This window comes from Bradyrhizobium sp. CCBAU 51745 (assembly GCF_028128715.1).
GTDB classification, from domain to species: Bacteria; Pseudomonadota; Alphaproteobacteria; order Rhizobiales; family Xanthobacteraceae; genus Bradyrhizobium; species Bradyrhizobium manausense.
The window spans coordinates 1-21,483 of record NZ_LBJP01000064.1 but is presented as its reverse complement, the minus strand read 5'-3'; the positions used below and the strand labels follow the sequence as shown (position 1 = coordinate 21,483).

Sequence of the window (21,483 nt, the reverse complement as noted above, 5' to 3'; positions counted from 1 at the left end):
TGGCATCTCTGAGTCGCAACTGCGGCCTTTTTCAACAGAATCGGTCAAAGGCTGCCCTCGGCAGCCAGCATGCCCTTGGTCGGGTCATCTCTCGGAAGCCGACACCACCGTGCTCTGGGCTGAGGTCAGCCACGGGCCCTGGCTGTGTGAAAAGCCACGAGTCGGCTACGATTCCTCCGTTTCCTGATGGGGGATACGGATGGGACGCTTCGTTGAAGGCGCGGACAGATCCCAGCTGACGCTCTTGCCGGAATGTCTGGAGGATTGGGTAAGCGAGGACAACGCGGTCCATGTGATCGATGTGTTCGTCGAGGCGCTCGACCTGCATGGAATGTGGTTTGAGCGTACGATCGCCAAGGAGACGGGCCGGCCCTCCTATCATCCGGCAGTCCTTCTGAAGCTCTACATTTACGGTTATCTCAATCGAGTGCAATCCAGTCGCCGCCTGGAACGTGAGGCGTGCCGCAATATCGAGGTGATGTGGCTGATCGGCCGCCTGGCTCCCGACCACAAGACGATCGCCGATTTCCGGAAGGACAATGGTGCGGCGATCCGGAAAGTTTGTGCGAAGTTCATTGCACTATGCCGGCAAATGGGCCTGTTGCAGACCCCAAGCGTCGCAATCGACGGCAGCAAGTTCAAGGCGGTGAACAACCGCGACCGCAACTTCACGCATGCCAAGATGGCGAGGCGGATGGCGCAGATCGAGGAAAGCGTCGGTCGATATCTACGTCAACTCGATAGCGCCGATCGGCAGGATCCATCGGAAGCGATCAGCATCAAAACGACGAGGATCAAGGAAAAGATCGCTCGGCTGAAGCAGGAGATGAGCCGCCTGGAAGTGCTCGATGCGCAGATGCGCAACACGCCGGATCAACAGATATCGCTCACCGATCCGGATGCCCGTTCGATGGCCACCAGCGGACGCGGATCGGGTGTCGTCGGCTACAATGTCCAGGTCGCGGTCGACACCGAACACCATCTGATTGTTACGCACGAGGTCATAAACGTCGGCAACGACCGTGGGCAGCTTGCTCGGATGTCGAAACAAGCCAAAGAAGTGCTCGAAGTGGACAAACTCGAGGCGGTCGCGGACCGTGGCTACTTCGACGGAGAGGAGATATTAGCCTGCGAAGAGGCTGGCGTTGCAGTCACCTTGCCCAAGCCCATGACGTCGAACGCCAAGGCGGAGGGCCGGTTCGGCAAACAGGACTTCGCCTACCTGCCTGATCAGGACGTCTACCGCTGCCCATCCGGCCAGTTGCTGCCCTATCACTACACCAACATCGAGCATGGAATGACGCTGCGCCGTTACTGGTCGACGGCGGCCTGCCAAGGCTGCGCGATCAAGAGCCAATGTACGCCGTCCAAGGAGCGCCGCATCACGCGCTGGGAGCACGAGCATGTGGTCGAGGAAGTCCAGAGACGGCTCGATTCCAATCCCAACGCCATGCGGACGCGGCGCGAGACGGTCGAGCATCCCTTCGGCACGATCAAAGCCCGTATGGGTGCGACCCACTTCCTGACGAAGCGCCTACGGAACGTCGCCGCCGAGATGGCGCTGCATGTTCTCGCCTATAACCTCACACGGGTGATGAACATCGTCGGCAAAGCGAGCCTGATTGCAGCCATCCGCGCCGCCTGAAGGCCCGGGAAGTGCGTCCAAAAGCGCAATACCGCGTCGCGATTCCTACTTTGGCCGGTCATTGGACGATCCGAGGCGAGAACCTCGGCCGTCTGCAAGGATTGGCGACCACGGTCGCGTGCCGACTATCTGTTTGCACACAACCAAGGCCAGAAGGAGACATTCGGCAGTGCGAACGACCAACGAGGCAAAATTCAGCTGCGTGGTGCGCGCCGCCGAGGCGGGGCTCAATCCGTGGGCTGCGGGCCCTCGTAGCCCTCGATCACGATGATATGGATGTCGCGCCCGCGCGCAGTGCCCTCGCCTTGGTGTATTCAGGTGAGCGGTAGCAGGCGAGCGCGGTTTCGTAGTCCTTGAACTCGATCACGATGTTGCGGTCGCGCGCCTTGCCCTCCACCGCCTCGAATGTGCCGCCGCGTACCAGGAATTTCGCGTGGTATTTGCAGAGCACCGCCGCGAGGGCGGGGCCGTAGGCTTTGGTGTATTCGGGTTTGATCACATCGATGCGCCCGATCCAATACCCGTTCGGCATGTTGTCCTCCTCATTTTTGCATTCTCAAATTAAGAGGGGCCGCTGGGAAGCGAAGGGCCATTTCGGACTCATGCACCGCAGTAGTGGCAGTACGGCGACCCGCGCGCGCTCGCGGCCGACGTCGCCTTACCCCCGTTCGACAACGACTGTTCCCCTCACCACGAACAGGGTTCGGCTGCCGTCAGTTACCGCAATGGAGACATAGGTGTAGGGGACGCTCCGCAGCTCTTTTGAGGCCGTCTGGCATCCGCTGCGCGGCTCGGTGACATGCTGCCCCATCCGTCGGGAACAGTTCTCCACGCAGGTCTTCTGTCTTTTGGCTCGCGCATGCTAATGAAAGAAGTAACGAGGCATTGCAGCTTCCTCCATTCATGAGCAACCAAGGATGAGCGGCTTGGTTCAAGAGCCGGAGTTGGTTCCTAACGCATTCGTGTAGAAGATATGCTGATTGAGAAGATCGGCCTATTAGCTGCATCGGCCACCTCCAGTGACCAATCTTGGCCCGGTCGATACCTGCCGTCGATCTCGTTATGTGGGTGACGACGTCGTCCCAGGCGTGCTCTTCTTCGGCGGGATAGTTGATCAGCACGTGTTTCGGCACCGAAGTCGGGACCTCATCCGTGGTTGATTCAAAATCGAATTCAGCACTTTGAGAGGGGGCCCCAATCGGCGCCGATTGGGACCCTCTGAAAGAACAACTTCTCAAATGTTATCAGCCTATTGCGCCCGGTAAGGCAGGGATCCCATTTGGATCAGCAATGACAGCTTGATCCTGTCCGGCCCGAGGGGTGCACTCCAGAGAAGGGCTCAATCAGTGCGCCGAATGACACGCTTGGCGCGAGTTGCAGAAGAGGAGCACGCCGCCGACCTGCTCGAGCCGAAGCTCGGCCACAACGGCCGGGAAGTTGGGGACCAGCATGAGCGCCACGCCGCTCCATTGATATTAGCACTGCCTATCTCGCTGAAACAACCCGGCGTGATCATCTGACTATCAGCTGCTTTGCCGATGCAGCAGGGTGAACCGCGTATCGATTACAGCCTGTTCCGGCCCGATGTCGGGATGCAGGATCCGAGCGATTATAAGTCGCGCGGCTTCCTTGCCGATCAGGTCGCCGGGCGGGCGGATTGTCGTCAGCGATGGATTTGCGGCTGCGCTGAAGCTCAAGTCGCCAAAGCCGACCACCGACAGGCGCTGGGGGATAGAGATGCCAAGCCGTTGACATTCGAAAATTACGCCCAGGGCGACATGATCGTTGGAGCAGGCGACCCCGTCGACATTCGGAAACCGATGCATGGCCTCGCCAAGCAGCATGGCGCCGACTTCGGCGCTCGCCGGAGCGGGGTGCTGGATGATCTCTGCGGTGACGTCAGGGACGTTTCGAGCCGTCTCGACGAAGCCTTGGGCACGCCGCGCCGCGCGGCGATCCTCGTGGAGACGGGCGCCGAGATACAGTAATCGCTTGCGCCCGCGCTGAACAAGATGCGACGCAGCGGCGTGACCAACCTGGTCGTGGTGGAAGCCGACTGCCATGTCCATGGTTGGGGAACCAAGCTCCCAGATCTCGACAACAGGCACCTTGCTGTCGCGGAGCAGCCTGCGCGTTGCCGGGCTGTGAGAAAGGCCGGTCAAGACGACAGCGGCGGGGGCCCAGGACAGTGCCGTGCGGACCAGGTTCTCCTCGTCGTGCTCCTTGTACTCGGTGTGGCTGAGCATCACCTGTAGTCGCTGCTTGCCGAGTTCGTCCTGCAGGGCAGCGACGGTCTCGGCGAAGAACGCATTGCGGACCGATGGCACGATGATGCTCACGACGCGCGATGAGGCCGCTGCCAGGCCACCGGCCATCAGGTTCGGCACGTAATCGAGCGCTTCGATGGCGCGTGCGATCGCCCCGCTCGCCGCGGCCGAGACCGCATCTGGCTTTCTGAAATAGAGGGACACGGTGGAGGGCGACAGCTCTGCGCGCGCCGCCACATCCATGATCGTGACCCGTTGCATCTTGCGCCGGGTGCGTGTGGGCTTTGATGCGGCCATGCGGTCGTGGCTCAAGATAATAGCGCTATTACTTAGCTGAAGCTTGGAAGCCATACAACCTCGTTTCGCCTGTCTAACGATATAGTTTGTGAAATCAGCTAGATATCATGGAATTGTACATCATAGTTCGCCGGATTGAGCTGGGTGTGGCTCAGTCGTTGATTTCCATAAATCGCAGCGCTACTATAGATGATCACCGCGGCTGCAAGAACCGTCGGGACGGGAGAACGGGCTCATGGCTTCGGTCAGCCTGCGCAAGCTTGAGAAGAGCTACGGCGCGTTTCGCGTCGTCAAGGCGATCGACCTCGAGATCACGGACGGTGAATTCGTCGTGCTCGTCGGTCCGTCCGGCTGCGGCAAGTCGACCACGCTGCGCATGATCGCCGGCCTTGAACGCATCAGCGGCGGCGAGATCCGGATCGGCGATCGCATCGTCAACGATCTGCCGCCGCGCGAGCGCGACATCGCCATGGTTTTCCAGGACTACGCGCTCTACCCGCACAAGACGGTGCGCGAGAACATGGGCTTTAGCCTGAAGGTGCGCGGCGCGAATGCGGCGGACGCGGACGCCAAGATCAGGGACGCGGCGGAGGTGCTCGGCATCACGCATCTGCTCGACCGGCGGCCGGGACAGCTCTCCGGCGGTCAACGTCAGCGCGTTGCGATGGGCCGCGCCATCGTCCGGCGGCCGCAGGTCTTCCTGTTCGACGAACCGCTCTCCAATCTCGACGCAAAACTGCGCGGGCAGGTGCGCACGGAGATCAAGCGGCTGCATCAGACGATCGGGACCACCATCGTCTATGTCACCCACGACCAGGTCGAGGCGATGACCTTGGCCGACCGCATCGTCATCCTGCGCGGTGGCGATATCGAACAGATCGGCACGCCGGACCAAGTCTACAATGATCCGGCGAGCGTTTTCGTCGGTGGCTTCGTCGGCGCTCCTTCGATGAATTTTGCGAAGGCCAGGGCCGCCCGAGGCTATCTCGACTTCGCCGACGGCAACCGTCTGCCGCTTGCGAGCCTCGCCGGCACAAAACTCTGGGCCGCCGACGGGCGTGAATTCATCGTGGGCATCAGGCCCGAGCATTTCACGCCCCTGATGTCCGACATCGGCCTGAACTGCCAGGTTCAGGTCGTCGAGCCGCTCGGCTCCGATACGCTGGTGCATTTTGCGGTGGGCGGCGCGACGCTGACCGCGCGGCTGCCGCCCGAGCTGCGCCCGCAAGCCGGCGAAGCCATCAAGCTGGGGCTGGACCCCGCGAAGATTCACCTGTTCGATCCGGAGACGGAGCGCGCCTTGCAGTAAAGAGTGCGCAGCGAGACCACCAACAGCAAGCAAGCCGCAACAAGCGGCGATTATCCGGGAGGAAGGCATGAGTTCAGGACGCATTTCCAAGATGGCGGGATTGCTACTCGCGTGTGCCGCGGCCGCATTCGCAACCGGGGCATCCGCCGAGACAAATTTGAAGGTGTTCGTCACGAGCCAGGGGCAGCCCGCCATCTGGCGCACGCTGCTTGATCAGTACGAAGCGCGCAATCCCGGCGTCAAGGTCAGTATCGAGCTCGGCGGTACGACCTCGGACATGCAGGCGCAATATCTCAACACGGTGCTCACGGCGAAGGACTCCTCCCTCGACGTGCTGATGCTCGACGTGATCCGCCCGGCGCAGTTTGCGGCGGCGGGCTGGACCAGCCCGATCGCAAGCGACATGTCTTCCTATCTGCGCGCCTATGCCGAGGCGAACACGATCGACGGCAAGGTGGTGGCGCTCCCCGCCTTCGCCGATTCCATGTTTCTGTATTACCGCAAGGACCTGCTGGACAAATACGGGCTTCAGCCGCCAAAAACCTGGGACGAACTCGCGGACGCCGCCAAGAAGGTCGCGGACGGCGAGAACAATCCGAACCTGCAGGGTCTGTCGTTCCAGGGCAAGGCGATCGAAGGTGCGGTCTGCACCTTCCTGGTGCCGTACTGGAGCCAGGGCAAGGTGGTGACCAAGCATGGCAAGCTCGATTTCGATCGCGAGGCGGCGACTAAATCGCTCGCGCTCTGGAAGGGTTTTGCCGAGAGCGGCGTCGCCAAGAAGAACATTGCCGAGGTCGCGACCGACGATACGCGCAAGGAGTTCCAGGCCGGCAACGTCCTGTTCGCGGTGAACTGGGCCTATGCATGGGCAATGTCGCAGGGCGCCGAGTCCGCGGTCGCGGGCAAGGTTGGCGTCGCACGGCTTCCGGCCGTCAAGGGCGGCGAACAGGCGACCTGCCTTGGCGGCTGGGAGTGGGGCGTTTCCGCCTTTTCCAAGCATCAGGACGAAGCGAAGAAGCTGGTTGAATATTTATCGAGTCCAGAAGTCTCCAAATTCGTGGCCATCAACGGCTCCCTGCTGCCGACCTACGGCAAGCTTTACAAGGACGCCGACGTGACCAAGGCGGTGCCGTGGTTCGCCGACGCGCAGTCGATCGTCGAGACGGCAAAGTCGCGGCCGGTGACGCCGCGCTACAACGAGGTCAGTGAAGCGATCCGGACCACGGTCAACGCGGTGCTGGCGGGCGCGACCACGCCGGCGGACGGCGCCGCTCAGATCGAGGCACGCCTGAAGCGGATCATCCGCTAAAGCGCGTACTGCAGTCCGGATCGGACCTGATGACGACGACATCGATGTTCAAGAGCGAGGCCGATCGCCCGGTTGTGCGGCGTTCGTGGCTGTCGCGCTGGTCCGACCCTGATGACACCACACTTGCCGTGATGCTTCTGGCGCCCGCCGCGATCCTGCTCGGCGTGATGATCGTCTATCCGGTGAGCCGGCTGATCTACACCAGCTTTCTCGACCTCTCGCTGACGTCGGGCCTGCCGGCGCGGTTCGCGGGGCTCGCGAACTTCAAGCAGATGCCCGACGATCCGGTGTTCTGGCAGGCGACCTGGAACACGGTGCTGATCACGCTCATCACCGTGCCCGGCTCGCTCGTCGTCGGGTTCGCACTCGCGCTGCTCGCCAATCTGCCATTCCAGATGAAATGGCCGGTCAGGCTTTCGCTGCTCATTCCCTGGGCGTTGCCGCTCTCCTTCGCCGGCCTGATCTTCGGCTGGTTCTTCCATTCCGAGTACGGCGTCGTCAACGACGTGCTCAACCGGATCGGCCTGCCGGGCGTGATCTGGTTTAACTCGCCGCGGCTCGCCTTCGCCGCGATCTGCCTGGCCATCATCTGGAAGGCCTCGTCCTTCATGGCGATGATCATTCTCGCAGGCCTGCAGACCATTCCGCGTTCGCTTTACGAGGCCGCCGACGTCGACGGCGCCGGGCGCGTGCGGCAGTTCTTCGAGATCACGCTGCCGCTGCTGACGCCCACGATCGTCGTCGCGCTGATCTTCCGCACTATCACCGCGCTGCAGACTTTCGACATTCCCTACATGATGACGGGCGGAGGGCCGGGCACCGAAACCGCGACGCTGGCCATGTACATTCATCAAAACACGGTGTCGTTCCTTGACCTGGGCTACGGGTCGGCGCTCGCCGTGGTGATGTTCGGCCTGTCGATGCTGGTCACCGCGCTATACTTGCGCATGATCCGCGGCAGCGGGGCTGCATCATGACCACGGCTGCCGCCTCTACGTTCGACTCGGCTCTGTCAGGCAAGCCGCTGCGGGCCATCGCCGCGCTCATTCTCATCGTCAACGGCCTATTCCCGGCGCTTTGGATCCTGCTGACCTCATTCAAGACCGAGGCGGAGCTCACGCAGAAGCCGATCACCTGGCTCCCGCACGCTGCAACGCTGCGGAATTACATCCAGGCGTTCTCCGACCAGCCGCTGCTCACCTTCCTGTTCAACAGCTTCATGGTCGCGCTGCTCTCGACCGCGCTGACGCTGCTGGTCTCGGTGCTCGCAGCCTACGCGCTCGCGCGGCTGAACTTGCGGTTCAGGGGGCTGATCATGTCCGTCATCATCGCAGTCTCCACCTTTCCGCTGGTGACGCTGCTGGTCCCGCTGTTCGAGACGATGCGCGCTCTCAATCTCCTCAATTCGTGGACGGCATTGATCCTGCCCTACACCGTGCTGAGCCTGCCCGTCTGCACCCTGGTGCTGACCTCCTTCTTTGAAGGTATTCCGCGCGATCTGGAGAATGCGGCCATGATCGACGGCTGCACGCGGTTCGGCGCCCTGTTCAGGGTGGTGGTGCCGCTGTCGGCGCCCGGTGTCTTCACCGCCGGCATCCTCGCCTTCGTCAACGCCTGGGACGAATTCCTGCTGGCCCTGTCGTTCAACTCCAATCCGGGATTGCGCACGCTGCCGGTCGGCATCCAGCTCTATCAGGGCGAGTTTGCGTTTCCCTGGCCGGTGATCTCGGCTGCGCTTGTGGTCGGCATCGTGCCCATCGCGATCCTGATCGTGATTTTCCAGGAGCGCGTCGTCTCGGGGTTGACCGCAGGTGGCGTCAAGGGCTGACGGAAAGGCCGGAAGAAATGGACTTGAAACTTGACACGACCTCGTCCGGCTTTGTGCTGTCCATTTCGGGTCGCCGGATACTGTTGCACAGCGCTGCGGCGCCATGTTTCTTCATCGGCCGCGGCAATGACCGCATCGAAATGCATCGCGGCCGCTTCGAAATCGAGGATCGCCTCGTCGAACGCTGCCCGCTCGCGCATGCCGAGATCGACGGCAACACGATCATGTTGTCCTCTGCCACCGGGCAGCCGCCGCGCCTCGCGGCGACGCTTGAGGGCAATGCGCTGAAGCTGCGCTCGCTCGATTCCGCCGTGAATCGATTCTGGCTGCGCGTCGTGGCTGACCGCGACGAGCATATCTGGGGCGGCGGCGAGCAATTCTCCTATTTTGATCTGCGTGGACGACGGTATCCGTTGTGGAGTTCGGAGCCGGGCGTCGGACGCGACAAGACGACGGAGATCACCTTCAAGGCGGACGCGACCGGCCACGCGGGCGGCGACTACTATCACACCAACTATCCGCAGCCGACCTACATCTCCTCAGCGCGCTACGCGCTTCACGTCGAGACGTCAGCCTACAGCGTGTTCGATTTTCGCGAGAGCGAGTTTCACGAGATCGAGGCCTGGGCCGTCCCTGAACGCATCGAGTTGTTTGCCGCGCCGTCGTTCGTCGCGCTGGTGGAGACGCTGTCCGATCGGTTCGGTCGCCAACCACCGCTTCCGGAGTGGATCTACAATGGCGCGATCATCGGCCTGAAGGACGGCGCGAACTCGTTCACGCGCCTCGCGACCATGCGCACGGCGGGCGTCAAGGTGTCCGGTCTCTGGTGCGAGGACTGGGTCGGGATTCGACAGACAACCTTCGGTGCGCGGCTGTTCTGGGACTGGAAGGCGAACGAGACGCGTTATCCTGGCCTGCGGCAGCGCATCGCCGAATTGAACGACCAGGGCGTCCGCTTTCTCGGTTACGTGAACCCGTATCTCGCCAGCGATGGCGTCCTGTTCGCGGAAGCCGAGAATGCCGGCTATTTCGTCAAGGATGCCTCCGGACAAACGGCCCTGATCGATTTCGGTGAATTCCACTGCGGCACCGTGGATTTCACCAATCCGCATGCCGCGGCATGGTTCTCCGAAGTCATCATCGGCAGGAACATGCTCGACTACGGCCTATCCGGCTGGATGGCTGATTTCGGGGAATATCTGCCGGTCGAGGTGCGTCTTGCCAGCGGCATCGATGCAAGGCTTGCGCACAACCTCTGGCCGACGCTGTGGGCCGAAGTGAATGCGAAGGCGGTGGCGAGCCGCGGCCGCACCGGCGAGGTCGTGTTCTTCATGCGATCCGGCTTTACGGGCGTGCAGAAGTTCTGCCCGTGGCTATGGGCCGGCGATCAATCGGTCGACTTTTCCAGGCATGACGGGCTGGTCACGGTGATCTGCGCCGCCCTGTCGTCGGGATTACTCGGCAACGCCTATCACCACTCCGACATCGGCGGCTACACCAGCCTATTCGGCAGTGTGCGCACACCCGAGCTGCTGATGCGTTGGAGCGAGATGGCGGCCTTTACGCCTGTGATGCGCAGCCACGAAGGCAACAGGCCCCGTGACAATCTTCAGCTCGACGGCGATCCGACGGTTCTCGCGCATTTCGCTGCGATGACGTCGATCTACGTTCACCTCTCGCCTTACCTGCGGGCGTTGTCGCTGGAAGCTGCGCGCCGGGGCCTGCCGGTGCAACGTCCGCTGTTTCTCCATCACGAAGACGACCGGCGAACCTATGGCATTCAGGATTGCTACCTTTATGGCCGTGATCTGCTTGTCGCGCCCGTCTGGCAGGCGGGTCAGGATCAGCGGAGCCTCTACCTTCCGACAGGGACCGACTGGATTCATGTCTGGACCGGCCAGTCATTTGCAGGCGGACAGGACCTATCTGTCGCGGCGCCGTTGGGACGGCCGCCAGTGTTCTATCGCGCGGATAGTGAGTTCGAGGTTCTTTTTGTTGAATTGCGGGATTTGTGAAGCCTCCTAGATTGCTGCGTTTAGGCTGACTTTCTTCCAGACGCCCTCGTTCGCCGCTCTCGCCAGTTGGGATTCCGACGCGCTCCTGCGCCAGCAGCGGCGCTCGCTGACCAATGGTGCGATGATGCGCAAGCTTCGATCCCCACCAGGCATGGCAGCAACTTCTGGAAACACGCCAAGATGTAGCGGCGCCTCAACTAACGGCGTACGACCACCTGACCGGCTGCATCAACGCCGTGCACTTGGAAGACCGACTTCGCAATATCAAGGCCAATCGTCGAAATCGACTGCATAGGTTGCTCCTCCGAATCGTGGGAGCCTCAAGACGGCACCATTCCTTGGCACTCTCGTGCCGGTGGAGGAGCGGTCCACAGCATCAAAAGCGGACTTTGGAGATGTCGTTCCCATCTCAAATTATGGGGTCAGCGGTTGGTGCGCATCAACCGGAACGCATACCGTCATCGGCCACGAGGATGGTGGCGGTCATGCGGCTTGCTCGAGCCTTGCGTCAATCTCCTGGCGCAGCGCCTCGAAATCGATCGGTTTGGTCAATAGGTTGGTCGCGCCTTTCTCCAGCGCTTTGCGCTTGGTTTCGGCATCGCCATAAGCTGTGATCATGATGACGGGAACATCGGGTCGGGCCGACCGCACGATCGGCAGCATCTCCAGCCCGCTCATCCCGGGCATGTTGATATCCGACAGGATCAGGATGAGGGTGGCATCGCGAATCTCGAGCGCGCGTTGCAGCGCGACCGGCGCCGAACGTGCAAACTCCATTAGAAAACGGCCGCGCCGCAGATCGCGCCTGAAGTGCTGACGGAACAGCACTTCCACGTCGGGCTCGTCATCTACGACCAGGATATAAACGCTCAACTCTTGCCTCCGGTCTGCAGTGGTGCGGTCGCAGTGCGCGGCAGCGTGATGATGAATTCGGTAAAGGCGCCAGGCTCGGTATCGACGTCGATCCGTCCGCCATGCTGCTTTACGATGATATCATGGCAAATAGAAAGGCCGAGCCCTGTTCCTTCGCCGGCCGGCTTGGTGGTGAAGAATGGATTGAATATGTTCTCCTTGACCTCAGCAGGAATGCCGGCGCCATTGTCGCGAAACCGGATTTCAACGGCGCTGCCGAGATTTCTTGTTGCTGCGCTCAGCCTTGGCTCGAAACCGTCGCCGGCGCCTTCCTTGCGCTTCGTGGCTGCGTAAAAGCCGTTTGAAATCAGGTTGAGGAACACTCGCGTGATTTCCTGCGGGTAGAGTTCGACCGTCCCCGCGGTGGGGTCGAGGTATCGCTCGACCGTGATGTTGAAGCCCGGCTTCTCCGCGCGCGCACCGTGATAGGCGAGGTTGAGACTTTCCTCGACGATCGCGTTGATGTCGGCGGGACGACGCTCGCCAGAACCTTGGCGCGAATGCTGCAGCATGTTCTTGACGATGGAATCGGCCCGCTTGCCGTGCTGGACGATCTTGCCCAGATTGGCGCGCAGGGTGCCGGCCAATTCGGTGATCTCGGTGCGCGCATTGTCGTCGAGCGTCACTCGCCCGAGCGCCTCATGCAGTTCGTCGATCAGTTCCACCGATACGCTGGAGAAGTTGTTGACGAAATTGAGCGGGTTCTTGATCTCATGCGCGATGCCCGCCGTGAGCTGACCAAGTGAGGCCAACTTTTCGGTCTGGACCAGGCGATCCTGAGCCGCCTGCAAGTCACGCAATGCGGCCTCGGCGGCATCGCGTGCCGCGCCGATAGCTTCCTCCGCGCGCTTTCGCTCCGTGATGTCGGCATAGATCATCACGAAGCCGCCGTCCGGCACTGGATTGCGGCGCACCTCGACGACGCGACCGTCCGGACGCGTCCGTTCGTAACGCATTTCGTGCCTCGTATCTTCGAGGGAGCGGCTCAGTTGCGTTTCGAGATCGGCCGAGCCGAACTCGCCGCGCGCAGCAAGATAGTGGAAAAGTTCGGCAAGGCGCGGCCGCGCGGCAAGCAGGGACTCCGGCAGGTCGAGCATCTCCTGCAAATTGTGGTTCCATGCCGCCAGGCGACCCGCGGCGTCGAACATTGCGACAGCGTCACCCATATTGTCGAAGGTTGTGCGTAGTTCGGCCTGGCGCTCGCGTAACTCTCCCAACAGCCGCGCATTCTCGATCGCGATCGCGGCTTGTGCGGCAAATCCCTCCAAGATGGCGATCGCGTCCTCGGTGAAGGGCCTGACTTCGCGTCGGCCGCAGACGATCATTCCGAGAAGCGTCTCGTCGCGACGCAGCGGCACGAACAGCGCGGTACGAATCCCGCCAAGTTCGACTGCACCTCGCATCACCGGATGGTCGATTTCGGCGCAGTCGGCGAGGTGCACGAGGCGCTCGCCGGCGAGCAGGCGCCGGCCGGCGGGATGATCTGATGCCCGAAAACCCCGTCGCAAGATATCGGCGAATTGTTCCGGCAGATCATGCACCGCGACAGCGCGGAACCGATCGCCATCGTAGACCTGCAGGCTGCCATAAGCGACATCGCAGAGGCGGTGTGCCTTCAGCAGGATGGTATTGAACACCGGCGCGAGATTGCCCGGCGATGAATTGATGACTTGCAGCACTTCGGCGGTCGCGGTTTGTCGCTCGAGCGCTTCGCGTTGCTCGGTCAAGAGCCGCGCATTCTCGATTGCGATGACCGCCTGGTCGGCGAAGGTGCACACCAGTTCGATCTGCCGTTCGGTAAACGGCTCAGGTCGTTGGCGCGCCATGCTCATCATACCAATCGGCTCGCCGTCGCGCAGCAGCGGCACGCCGAGGAGCGCGCGTACTCTCGCGAGCTCGAAGATCTCGGGAAACTGATATTCCGCGTCGGCGGTGATATCGGCGATCTGAACGGCGCGGCGTTGCGAGATGACGCGTCCGGTCATCGTGCGCTGGCCCGAAAGCCCGGAAACCGGATGAGTATCAAGGTACTTCTGCAATCTGACGGCGCCAGCCGCCGCTTCAGGAGTCGAACTGACGGCCGCGATGTAGCGGAAGACGTCGCCATCGCGCTGCGAGATGAACGCCATCTCAGCCTCGCATAAATGCGCCGAGGTCCGGGCGACCGTCTCCAGCACGGGCTTGAGGTCGAAGGTCGAGCGGCTGATGACCTTCAGCACATCGGCGGTCGCGGTCTGATGCTGCAAGGATTCAGTCAAGTCGGCTGTGCGCTCGCGTAGCTCGCCCAGGAGCCGCGCGTTCTCAATGGCAATGACGGCTTGAGCAGCAAAATTCCGGACCAGCGCAATCTGCTTGTCGTTGAACGCGCGTACTTCCTGCCGGAAAAACACCAGCGTGCCGATGACGTTGCTCTCCTTGAGCATTGGCACAGCCAGGACAGTACGATAGCCGCCGAGCTCGGCGGCTGCCACCGCCAAAGGGTCGCCTTGAAGGTAAGGTTGCTCGATGGTGATGTCTGTCGTTTGCGCAACCTGCTTGGTTGCTACTGCGCGGCCAAAGGTGATGTGCGGATTGGGCCGTACCGGCCCGCGCAGCATGAAATCAACGAATGCTTGCGGCGCGTTGTGGGCCGCGCCCAGTCGAAAAGCATCACCCTCTGCCAGCATCAGCATGCCGAACTTGGCCTGGCAGATGCGCGAGGCGTTCTCCAGGATCGCAGCAAACACTGGCTGAAGATCGCCTGGGGAACGACTGATGATCTGGAGCACTTCGGAGGTTGCCGTCCGCTGTTCCAATGCTTCTGTAAGCTCGTCGGTGCGCTGGCGCAGTTCGCCCAGGAGCCGCGCGTTGTCGATGGCAATCACGGCCTGTGCGGCGAAGTTCTGTACGAGCGCGATCTCCTTATCGGAGAATGGTCGCACCTCCTGACGGTAGACGTTGAAAGCGCCAAGCAGGGCGTTATCCTTGCGCAGCGCGATGCTGATCAGCGTGCGCGCGCCGCCCAGGTCGACATAGGCGCGGCGCACGTGATTGCCGGCCTGATAGAGCTCTGTCGCCGCCAAATCCACAACATGAACCAGACTTTGACCGCGCACGATGTCCAGAAGACTTGCCGAAGCCGCCACCGGCACAGGCTCGCGGACAAACTCGGCGAGCGCGGCTGGCACCGCGTAGGTGGCGGCGACGCTAAATCGCTCCCCGTCGTAAGTCCAAAGAGTGCCAAACCCGGCTCTGCACAGCTCTATCGCTTTCTCGAGCATCGCCTGAAACACCAGGGCGAGATCGCCGGGCGAGGAATTGATGACCTGCAGCACCTCCGCGGTCGCGGCCTCCCGCTCACGTGCTTCTTTCAGTTCGCGGGTGCGCGTGTCTAGCTGCTGTTGCAGGTCGGCAATGGATGGGGCTGCGCTCGACGGGTTGGGCGCTTTGCGCCCGCTCACGCGCCGCTCCTTGACCGGATGCTCACTTCCGCTGCGTCGCCGCATCTCGCTCCCCCGGATGGGTCAGAACGATGCTCAAGCTTATACAAATCCGCAGTTTCGCGCCATGGCCGGGAAGCCGCTATGGGTCAAAGGCTGCCCTCGGCAGCCAGCATGCCCTTGGTCGGGTCATCTCTCGGAAGCCGACACCACCGTGCTCTGGGCTGAGGTCAGCCACGGGCCACAAGCTGAAATACACTTTCTCGACGCTCGCTACGGACTGGCTGTGCGCCGCGGCGTTTGGGCCCGAGTATGAAATACTACCTACCATCGGTCCTGAACGCGCGTTTGCCAGCCCCCCTGTGATCGGCATCACATACCGTCCGCTTGCCTTTCGCCACGCTCTGGATACGCTGCTACCATTGATTTGGGACTGTAATGGGCGCGCTTCGTCTTCTTTTGATCATTTTTGCCGTGTGGCTCGGATGCGGACCGGCGATGGCCGAACGGCGCGTTGCGCTGGTGATCGGCAATTCGGCCTACAAGAGCGCCCCGAGGCTCGCCAATCCGGTTAACGACGCCACTCTGGTCGGTGGCATGTTCAAGACGGCCGGCTTCGACGATGTCGATGTAAGGCTCGACCTCAATGCCGCCGACATGCGCAGGTCGTTGCGCGAGTTTGCGGGCCGGACCCGCGATGCCGACGTTGCCGTCATTTATTATGCCGGCCACGGCATCGAGCTCGACGGCACCAACTATTGATCCCCACTGATGCCGCGCTGGAGACAGACGGTGACGTGCTCGACGAGACCGTTGCGCTTGACCGCGCGCTGTTCGCCGTGGAACCGGCCAAGCAGCTGCGGCTCGTCATCCTGGATGCCTGCCGCGACAATCCTTTCGCCAAGACGATGAAGCGGACGGTCGCCTCGCGCGCGATCGGCCGAGGCCTTGCCAAGGTCGAGCCGACCAGCCCGAACACCATGATCGCCTTCGCGGCGAAGGCGGGCTCAACGGCCTCGGACGGCGATAGCAAGAACAGCCCGTTTGCCACCGCGCTGGTCGAACGCCTGCCGACGCCGGGGCTCGATCTCGGCAAGGCTTTTCGTTTCGTCCGTGACGACGTGCTCAAGGCCACCGGCAACAAGCAGGAGCCCTTTGTCTATGGTTCGCTCGGCGGCGATGACGTGGCGCTTGTGCCGGCGAAGCCGGTCGCGGCTGGACCGCAGGCCAGCCCGGACAGCGAAATCCGGCGGGACTACGAGCTCGCGCTCCAGATTGGCACCCGCGACGTTCTGATCCTCTTTCATCAACCGCTATCCAAGCGGCTTCTATACCGACCTTGCGAAGGGCCAATTGAGCAAGATTGTCGCCGAAGAAACCCGGGCCGCCGCCGCGGAAAAGGCGAGGCAAGCCGAGGACGAGAAGTCTCGGCTTGCCGCCGAGCGGGCCAAGAAAGCTGAACAGGAGAAGGCAGCTGCGGCCGCCAAAGCGGCAGAGGACGCGCGGCTAGCGGCAGAGAAGGCCAAGCAGATTGAGGAAGTCAAGGCAGCCGCAGCAGAGCAGCGCAGGAAGGATGCAGAAGCCGCCGTCGCCAAGGCGCTGGCCGACAAGCAGGCCGCCGAGAAGGCGCTCGCCGACAAGATCGCAAGCGACAAGGCGGCCGCAGAAATGGCTGCGAAGCAGGCGGCGGACGCGAAAGCGCGGGAGAGCGAACAGAAAGTTGCCGCCGTTGACCCGACCTCTTCACCGTCGAGCCTATCTCCGCAGGAGACTGCGAGGCTGATACAGTCCGAACTCCGCCGGGTCGGCTGTCTCGCGGCCGCGGCCGACTGCGACTGGAACGCGTCATCGCAACGCTCGCTGACGCTATTCAACAAATACGCGGGAACGAAGTTTGACGCCAAGCAGGCGAGCTTCGAAGCGCTCGATGCCATCAAGGCCAAATCAGGCCGGGTCTGCCCGCTGGTCTGCGAGCACGGCTTCAAGGCCGATGGCGATGCCTGCGTCAAGGTCACCTGCCGCGCGGGCTATCGCGTCAACGACGCCAACGAGTGTGGGAAGACGCCGGACAAGAAGCCGGTTGCCACCCGCGAGGCCAAGCCGCGAGACGACGAGAGAAAGAAGAGCGAAGCCACGCCTGCAAAGCCGCAGGCCACGGGGCAGATCTATTGCAACTCTCAGATATGCCGTCCAGTGCGACAAGGGTGCCGCTTGCAGCTGCCCAAGGGTGCTTTCACTCACGGAATAATGACTGAGGTCTGCGATTGATAACGAGCTTCTCTTTGCTAACGAAGTCCGTTTCGGGTCTTGGCTGCGTGAAAACGCTAAGACGCTTGAGCGCGATAGAAGAAGTTGTTTGTCCAAGACCGATGTCGCGCGCAAGGTCGAAAGTGCCTTCAACTTTGACGACGAACTGTAGAATCCAATTCTAGTCGTGTTTCGCACTTTTGCGTTTTCACGCAGCCAGGGTGAAGAGCGACATAATTGCTGCGCGGCAGTAAAATGTCGCGATGAGCCAAAGGCGACATCCAGTCACCCCTCAGACCGTCTCGGTAAGGGACGTGCTGGATAGAAGCTGCGTTCAGCACGTGACGAGATCGGTATGGCCAAATCCCTTGGTGTAGTCGAGCACTGAGATCACGGTTGGCGTCAGCCGAAAGATGCGAACATCTCCGGGCATCGGCAGCGCAGCCGGCATGGATTTCTGTTCCGGATATCTCTGGAATAGCAGCCGCAACGCTTTTTCGCCTTCGACCGGATCGTTGACCACTTCGGCCCGCGCCGCCATGGACAGCCCGGTGATTTCCATTACCTGCGGCGTGTCGTCGTCGATCGCGAGAGATGCGCGGTTATCGCGGGTCAGATTGGATGCTTTTTGGCTTTCTTTCCCGCACAGGAAATAGATCGCAAAGCCGTCGTTGGCGTAGCCCACGGTAGTTACCTGGGGCCAGCCGTCCGGACGCAGCGTCGCGATACGCATGGTGCGGTGCTGATCGAGTAATGCCTGAATCTTTCGCCTGGATACGTCGTCCATGGTCATAGACCTTCACGTTCGCCCACAGCATGAAACACAATAGCAAAGGTGAGCGAGGCGAGGTTGAGGCAAATCAAGACGAAAGCTGGGGCGTGGGCCGAGCTCGATCGTGCTACGGCCGGTGCAGCGATGAGAGTCCGCCGTTAGTTGCCGCATCGGCCGTATCCGCGCATGTCTTCGATCCAGCGCGCACGTTTATGCTCGTCCGCGAATGTAAGTCCACAGAGACTTTTGTGGATCGGCTTTATTACCAGCAATAGACCGCCGCAGGCATACCCATTGTTACAACGATGCGGTCCGAACGCCCGGTAAGCAGGCGCCTCGGGAAATGTCTCTCCCTGGCGAAGCCCGGCCGGAAGATTTGTTCTAGAAAACCTTTGGACATCGCCGGCATCGTTCCCGGGGGTTCATCGCAGCAACCGCTGACACCTATCAGCGCCCGCATTCCCTCAACGTTCGTGCGGTGGAAGCTGGCAACTAGCGGCACGGAAGTCGGCCTAGTCGTACCGCTCAAGGCGCCGCCAACCAGTGTACATGCAATCCCATTAACTTGAACGCGATGAAGGCATGTTCTGCTTTGTTTGATTTACCTCTCGTGCCACCATTGGGGATGCGGAGGTCCACGATGCAGCGGTGTGTCTCATTGGGTGCGGTCATCCTCGGTAGTCTGCTCGCCGGCAGCGGTGTCGCCGGAATCGTCGCGCCGAGCCAAAGCTCGGAAGTGGTGGACAAGCAGGCCGCGCCTTCCGTCGACGTCGAACTCGTCATCGCGGTCGACGTCTCCTATTCCATGGACATGGACGAGCTCGCGGTCCAGCGGGAGGGCTACGCACAGGCCATCGTGTCCAAGGAATTCCTGCAGGCGCTGCGCTCCGGTCCAAACGGCAAAATCTCGGTGACCTACTTCGAATGGTCGGCCTCCAGGGACCAGAAGATCATCTTTCCCTGGCGCGTCGTCGACGGCCCCGAGACAGCCGACGCCGTCGCCAACGAGATCATGCAGACGCCGGTCCGCCGGGGATCGCGGACCTCGATCTCTGGAGCCATCCTTTTCGCCATGCCGCTGTTCGACCAGGATCCGCAGCGGGGATTGCGGCGCGTGATCGACATTTCCGGCGACGGACCGAACAACAACGGCGACCCGGTCACGCGGGTTCGCGACGAGGCGCTGGCGAAAGGCATCGTCATCAACGGACTGCCGATCATGATCAAGGAGCCGTCCTATTCTACAATGGATATCGACAATCTCGATTGGTACTACGAAGATTGCGTCATCGGCGGGCCCGGCTCGTTCGTCGTGACGATCAAGGACCGTGACCAGTTTAAGGAGGCGATCCGTACGAAACTTCTGCTCGAGGTCGCCGGAAGGAGGCCCGAACACCGCATCGTTCCGGTAGCTGAAAAGGAGCCGCGCGTCAGTTGCACGATTGGCGAGAAGATCTGGCAGGATCGCTGGGGGCGATGAGACGGGCTTCGTCCAAGCGGGCGTACGCATGACTGATTGACCGCCCTCTCTCTTGCGCTCGCGGTCAAGTTGCGGAAACATCCGACGGCCGATCGCCATCGGGCTAAAGGCGAGGAAAAACGAACTTGAGCATAGGGTGGGGAACGACGCAACGCCCTTGCACCAGGCGCCGAATCGCTGGAAGTCGGTCCCGTAGGCCCTGCGCGTTGCCTGGACCTTCGCTGCCTTGGCATGTCCGACAGCCACGGCGATCTCGGGAGCCATTTTTGCCGATGAGCCACTAGGAACCGGGCTCGCCTTGGTGTCCTGATTGATGAGTGCCATGCATCAAACGGGTCGGGCAGGGGCCGGTGGTCTGGGCTAATTTCTACACTGCCTATCAATGCGCCGACCTGATCGGGAAACGCATTGCGCCACTCATTGCAGAGGAGCGCGTGCGGTCGCTGGAGGAGTTCAACGTCGGAGAGCCGCCCGCCAGGGGATTTCCCCTGCCAGCGCGAGAGAGCGTAGCGGATGGCAGCGACGAGCTTGATCTTCTGGCTGATGAGAGCCAGCTTGGCGCGCAGTCATACCTCGAAGGCATCGGCCAGTGGCCGGCTTCTCTGCTGACGCCGAGGCGACGCTCCTCCGCGCTGGGGCCGCGGATCTCATTCTCGGCGCGGGACCGGGCTGTCGCGAGTTCGTAGAAGTTGCGCCGCATGCGCACCCAGCAGAAGGCGAGTTCGACCTCGCCACATTCGGCAAGCTTTGGATAGGCATTGTAGCCATCGACCTGCTGGACGCCCTTGAAGCCGACAAGTTGGCTGAACAGCCGCTCGGCTTTGCGGCCGGGTGCATAGACTAGGCGATACCGGGTGGCGAGGCTGCCCCTAGGCCTGTCGTCGGCGGCGTAGGCCCAGAGCTGGCCGGACTTGGTGCGTCCTCGACCAGGACCGAGCACCGGCACCGTCGTCTCGTCGGCCAACAGCTTAGACCTCGCTCGAAGCACCCTGAGAAGGCGCTCATGCAGCGGGCGCAGATGGAAGGCAGCATGCCCAACCCAGTCCGTCAGTGGCGATCGATCGAGAGCGATGCCCTGGCGGGCATAGATCTGGGTCTGCCGGTACAGCGGCAGATGATCGGCATGTTTGGACACCAAGACCTCGGCGACGGTTGCCTCCGTCGGCAGTCAACCGGGCCGGAGCCTCGGCCTGCAGGACGCCATCTTCGCAGGCTCGGCAGGCCGATTTGGGACTCTGATGACGACAACGCGGAACTGTGCCGGCACCATGTCCAGCCGCTCGCTCTTGTCTTCCGATCTGGTACAGGCCCCTGTTATCGACCGTGGCTGCGTCCTGTCAGAGCGACGAGTGCATGGAACTCTGGTCGATCACGCGTTTGCGAGTGCAGCAATTGCGGCCGGATTCTATTCGGTAAAATTTGATTTTTGTAGATCGACCGTGAGGGATCAGTTTTCGAGGCATGCATTGATCAATCGTGGCCCAATACGTTCAAGCGCATTGCCGATTTGTAACTTAGAGTTGTGTTGTCGCGATCACATGGCGACCTCTGGAGCAAATGATGTACTTCACACTCATCAAGTCGGAGGCGGCATCGGCATCGATGCAATGCAGTCCGTCATTGCCGGAAGCTCTCCTCACCACGGTGCGGCTGCGGTTCTCGACGCTGGCGGCCCGACTTTCAGAGCCGCATGACCGATCCTCGGCTATCAGGCTTGCCGAGGAAGCCGGCTGCCCCGGACGGAGTGAAGGCCGTGGCCCTCCTCTCCCGGGTGTCGCGCTAGATATGAGAGCGCGCGATTGCTGTCCAATTGTCAGCGAGGCCCGCCCAAGGGACGTCGCCAAACAACTGAGCGAGAGCAAATAATCTAATGGCTACGACGCGCGCGATCCATGACATGAGCCAGTCAAGGAAGGCCGCTGCAAGCGGCTGGATCGGGTCGGCTCTCGAATATTATGACTTCTTCATCTACGCGACCGCCGC

13 protein-coding genes and 4 pseudogenes are annotated in these 21,483 nt (G+C 61.7%); 9 read left to right on the top strand and 8 right to left on the bottom strand.

Annotation, left to right across the window (positions count from 1 at the left end):
* Positions 1-199: 199 nt before the first annotated feature.
* Positions 200-1,645 carry an IS1182 family transposase gene (locus XH98_RS15490; RefSeq protein WP_271619125.1) on the top strand — a complete coding sequence of 482 codons (1,446 nt, stop codon included), beginning with the start codon at positions 200-202 and terminating at the stop codon, positions 1,643-1,645.
* Between the two features lie 262 nt (positions 1,646-1,907).
* On the opposite strand, the gene XH98_RS15485 is transcribed toward XH98_RS15490, so the two are convergent.
* Entirely contained in the window at positions 1,908-2,177 is a 270-nt protein-coding gene (locus XH98_RS15485; protein WP_442868587.1) for a DUF1330 domain-containing protein, read from the bottom strand.
* An 823-nt stretch (positions 2,178-3,000) separates the two neighbouring features.
* Between XH98_RS15485 and XH98_RS15480 the strand changes: the two genes are divergently transcribed.
* Complete coding sequence (locus XH98_RS15480) at positions 3,001-3,165, top strand: hypothetical protein (protein ID WP_271619124.1); 165 nt, start codon at positions 3,001-3,003, stop codon at positions 3,163-3,165.
* Between the two features lie 3 nt (positions 3,166-3,168).
* On the opposite strand, the gene XH98_RS15475 is transcribed toward XH98_RS15480, so the two are convergent.
* Positions 3,169-4,263, bottom strand: coding sequence for a LacI family DNA-binding transcriptional regulator (locus XH98_RS15475; RefSeq protein ID WP_271597664.1), 1,095 nt, complete (start codon positions 4,261-4,263; stop codon positions 3,169-3,171).
* Between the two features lie 181 nt (positions 4,264-4,444).
* Between XH98_RS15475 and XH98_RS15470 the strand changes: the two genes are divergently transcribed.
* The 5 genes from XH98_RS15470 to XH98_RS15450 all read left to right on the top strand — a co-directional run bounded on the left by XH98_RS15470 (position 4,445) and on the right by XH98_RS15450 (position 10,670).
* A complete protein-coding gene (locus tag XH98_RS15470; protein WP_271619123.1) occupies positions 4,445-5,518 on the top strand; it encodes an ABC transporter ATP-binding protein in 1,074 nt (357 codons plus the stop codon).
* A 91-nt stretch (positions 5,519-5,609) separates the two neighbouring features.
* A complete protein-coding gene (locus XH98_RS15465; RefSeq protein WP_442868590.1) occupies positions 5,610-6,827 on the top strand; it encodes an ABC transporter substrate-binding protein in 1,218 nt (405 codons plus the stop codon).
* A 29-nt stretch (positions 6,828-6,856) separates the two neighbouring features.
* Entirely contained in the window at positions 6,857-7,804 is a 948-nt protein-coding gene (locus XH98_RS15460; RefSeq protein WP_442868586.1) for a carbohydrate ABC transporter permease, read from the top strand.
* Positions 7,801-8,655 (top strand): carbohydrate ABC transporter permease, encoded by an 855-nt coding sequence (locus XH98_RS15455; RefSeq protein WP_271619121.1) that lies wholly within the window; start codon positions 7,801-7,803, stop codon positions 8,653-8,655. The genes XH98_RS15460 and XH98_RS15455 overlap by 4 nt, the downstream gene beginning before the upstream one ends.
* Positions 8,652-10,670 (top strand): alpha-glucosidase, encoded by a 2,019-nt coding sequence (locus tag XH98_RS15450; RefSeq protein ID WP_271619147.1) that lies wholly within the window; start codon positions 8,652-8,654, stop codon positions 10,668-10,670. Before XH98_RS15455 ends, XH98_RS15450 begins: the two co-directional genes overlap by 4 nt.
* A gap of 107 nt (positions 10,671-10,777) precedes the next feature.
* Here the strand turns inward: XH98_RS15450 and XH98_RS15445 are convergent.
* The 4 genes and pseudogenes from XH98_RS15445 to XH98_RS41100 form a co-directional block, all read right to left on the bottom strand.
* Positions 10,778-10,963 (bottom strand): annotated as a pseudogene (locus tag XH98_RS15445) (IS110 family transposase); the annotation flags it as partial.
* Positions 10,964-11,153: 190 nt separating this feature from the next.
* A complete protein-coding gene (locus tag XH98_RS15440; protein ID WP_271619120.1) occupies positions 11,154-11,543 on the bottom strand; it encodes a response regulator in 390 nt (129 codons plus the stop codon).
* On the bottom strand, positions 11,540-12,748 hold the full coding sequence (locus XH98_RS41105; protein WP_442868589.1) for a sensor histidine kinase: 1,209 nt from the start codon (positions 12,746-12,748) through the stop codon (positions 11,540-11,542). The genes XH98_RS15440 and XH98_RS41105 overlap by 4 nt, the downstream gene beginning before the upstream one ends.
* A gap of 120 nt (positions 12,749-12,868) precedes the next feature.
* Positions 12,869-15,067, bottom strand: a pseudogene (locus tag XH98_RS41100) (GAF domain-containing protein); the annotation flags it as partial.
* Positions 15,068-15,439: 372 nt separating this feature from the next.
* Between XH98_RS41100 and XH98_RS15430 the strand changes: the two are divergent.
* Positions 15,440-17,269, top strand: a pseudogene (locus XH98_RS15430) (caspase family protein).
* Positions 17,270-17,582: 313 nt separating this feature from the next.
* On the opposite strand, the gene XH98_RS15425 reads toward XH98_RS15430, so the two are convergent.
* Positions 17,583-18,035, bottom strand: coding sequence for a pyridoxamine 5'-phosphate oxidase family protein (locus XH98_RS15425; protein WP_271619118.1), 453 nt, complete (start codon positions 18,033-18,035; stop codon positions 17,583-17,585).
* A gap of 625 nt (positions 18,036-18,660) precedes the next feature.
* Between XH98_RS15425 and XH98_RS15415 the strand changes: the two genes are divergently transcribed.
* Complete coding sequence (locus XH98_RS15415; RefSeq protein WP_271619116.1) at positions 18,661-19,500, top strand: DUF1194 domain-containing protein; 840 nt, start codon at positions 18,661-18,663, stop codon at positions 19,498-19,500.
* A gap of 485 nt (positions 19,501-19,985) precedes the next feature.
* On the opposite strand, the pseudogene tnpC reads toward XH98_RS15415, so the two are convergent.
* Positions 19,986-20,794, bottom strand: a pseudogene (gene tnpC / locus XH98_RS15405) (IS66 family transposase); the annotation flags it as partial.
* Positions 20,795-21,483 lie beyond the last annotated feature (689 nt).

What these genes read in the sequence shown, in the direction of transcription:
- XH98_RS15490 (WP_271619125.1), top strand. Translation starts at nt 200, where the DNA reads ATGGGACGCTTCGTTGAAGGCGCGGACAGATCCCAGCTGACGCTCTTG.
- XH98_RS15485 (WP_442868587.1), bottom strand. Translation starts at nt 2,177, where the DNA reads ATGCCGAACGGGTATTGGATCGGGCGCATCGATGTGATCAAACCCGAA.
- XH98_RS15480 (WP_271619124.1), top strand. Translation starts at nt 3,001, where the DNA reads ATGACACGCTTGGCGCGAGTTGCAGAAGAGGAGCACGCCGCCGACCTG.
- XH98_RS15475 (WP_271597664.1), bottom strand. Translation starts at nt 4,263, where the DNA reads ATGGCTTCCAAGCTTCAGCTAAGTAATAGCGCTATTATCTTGAGCCAC.
- XH98_RS15470 (WP_271619123.1), top strand. Translation starts at nt 4,445, where the DNA reads ATGGCTTCGGTCAGCCTGCGCAAGCTTGAGAAGAGCTACGGCGCGTTT.
- XH98_RS15465 (WP_442868590.1), top strand. Translation starts at nt 5,610, where the DNA reads ATGGCGGGATTGCTACTCGCGTGTGCCGCGGCCGCATTCGCAACCGGG.
- XH98_RS15460 (WP_442868586.1), top strand. Translation starts at nt 6,857, where the DNA reads ATGACGACGACATCGATGTTCAAGAGCGAGGCCGATCGCCCGGTTGTG.
- XH98_RS15455 (WP_271619121.1), top strand. Translation starts at nt 7,801, where the DNA reads ATGACCACGGCTGCCGCCTCTACGTTCGACTCGGCTCTGTCAGGCAAG.
- XH98_RS41105 (WP_442868589.1), bottom strand. Translation starts at nt 12,748, where the DNA reads ATGGGTGACGCTGTCGCAATGTTCGACGCCGCGGGTCGCCTGGCGGCA.
- XH98_RS15425 (WP_271619118.1), bottom strand. Translation starts at nt 18,035, where the DNA reads ATGGACGACGTATCCAGGCGAAAGATTCAGGCATTACTCGATCAGCAC.
- XH98_RS15415 (WP_271619116.1), top strand. Translation starts at nt 18,661, where the DNA reads ATGCAGCGGTGTGTCTCATTGGGTGCGGTCATCCTCGGTAGTCTGCTC.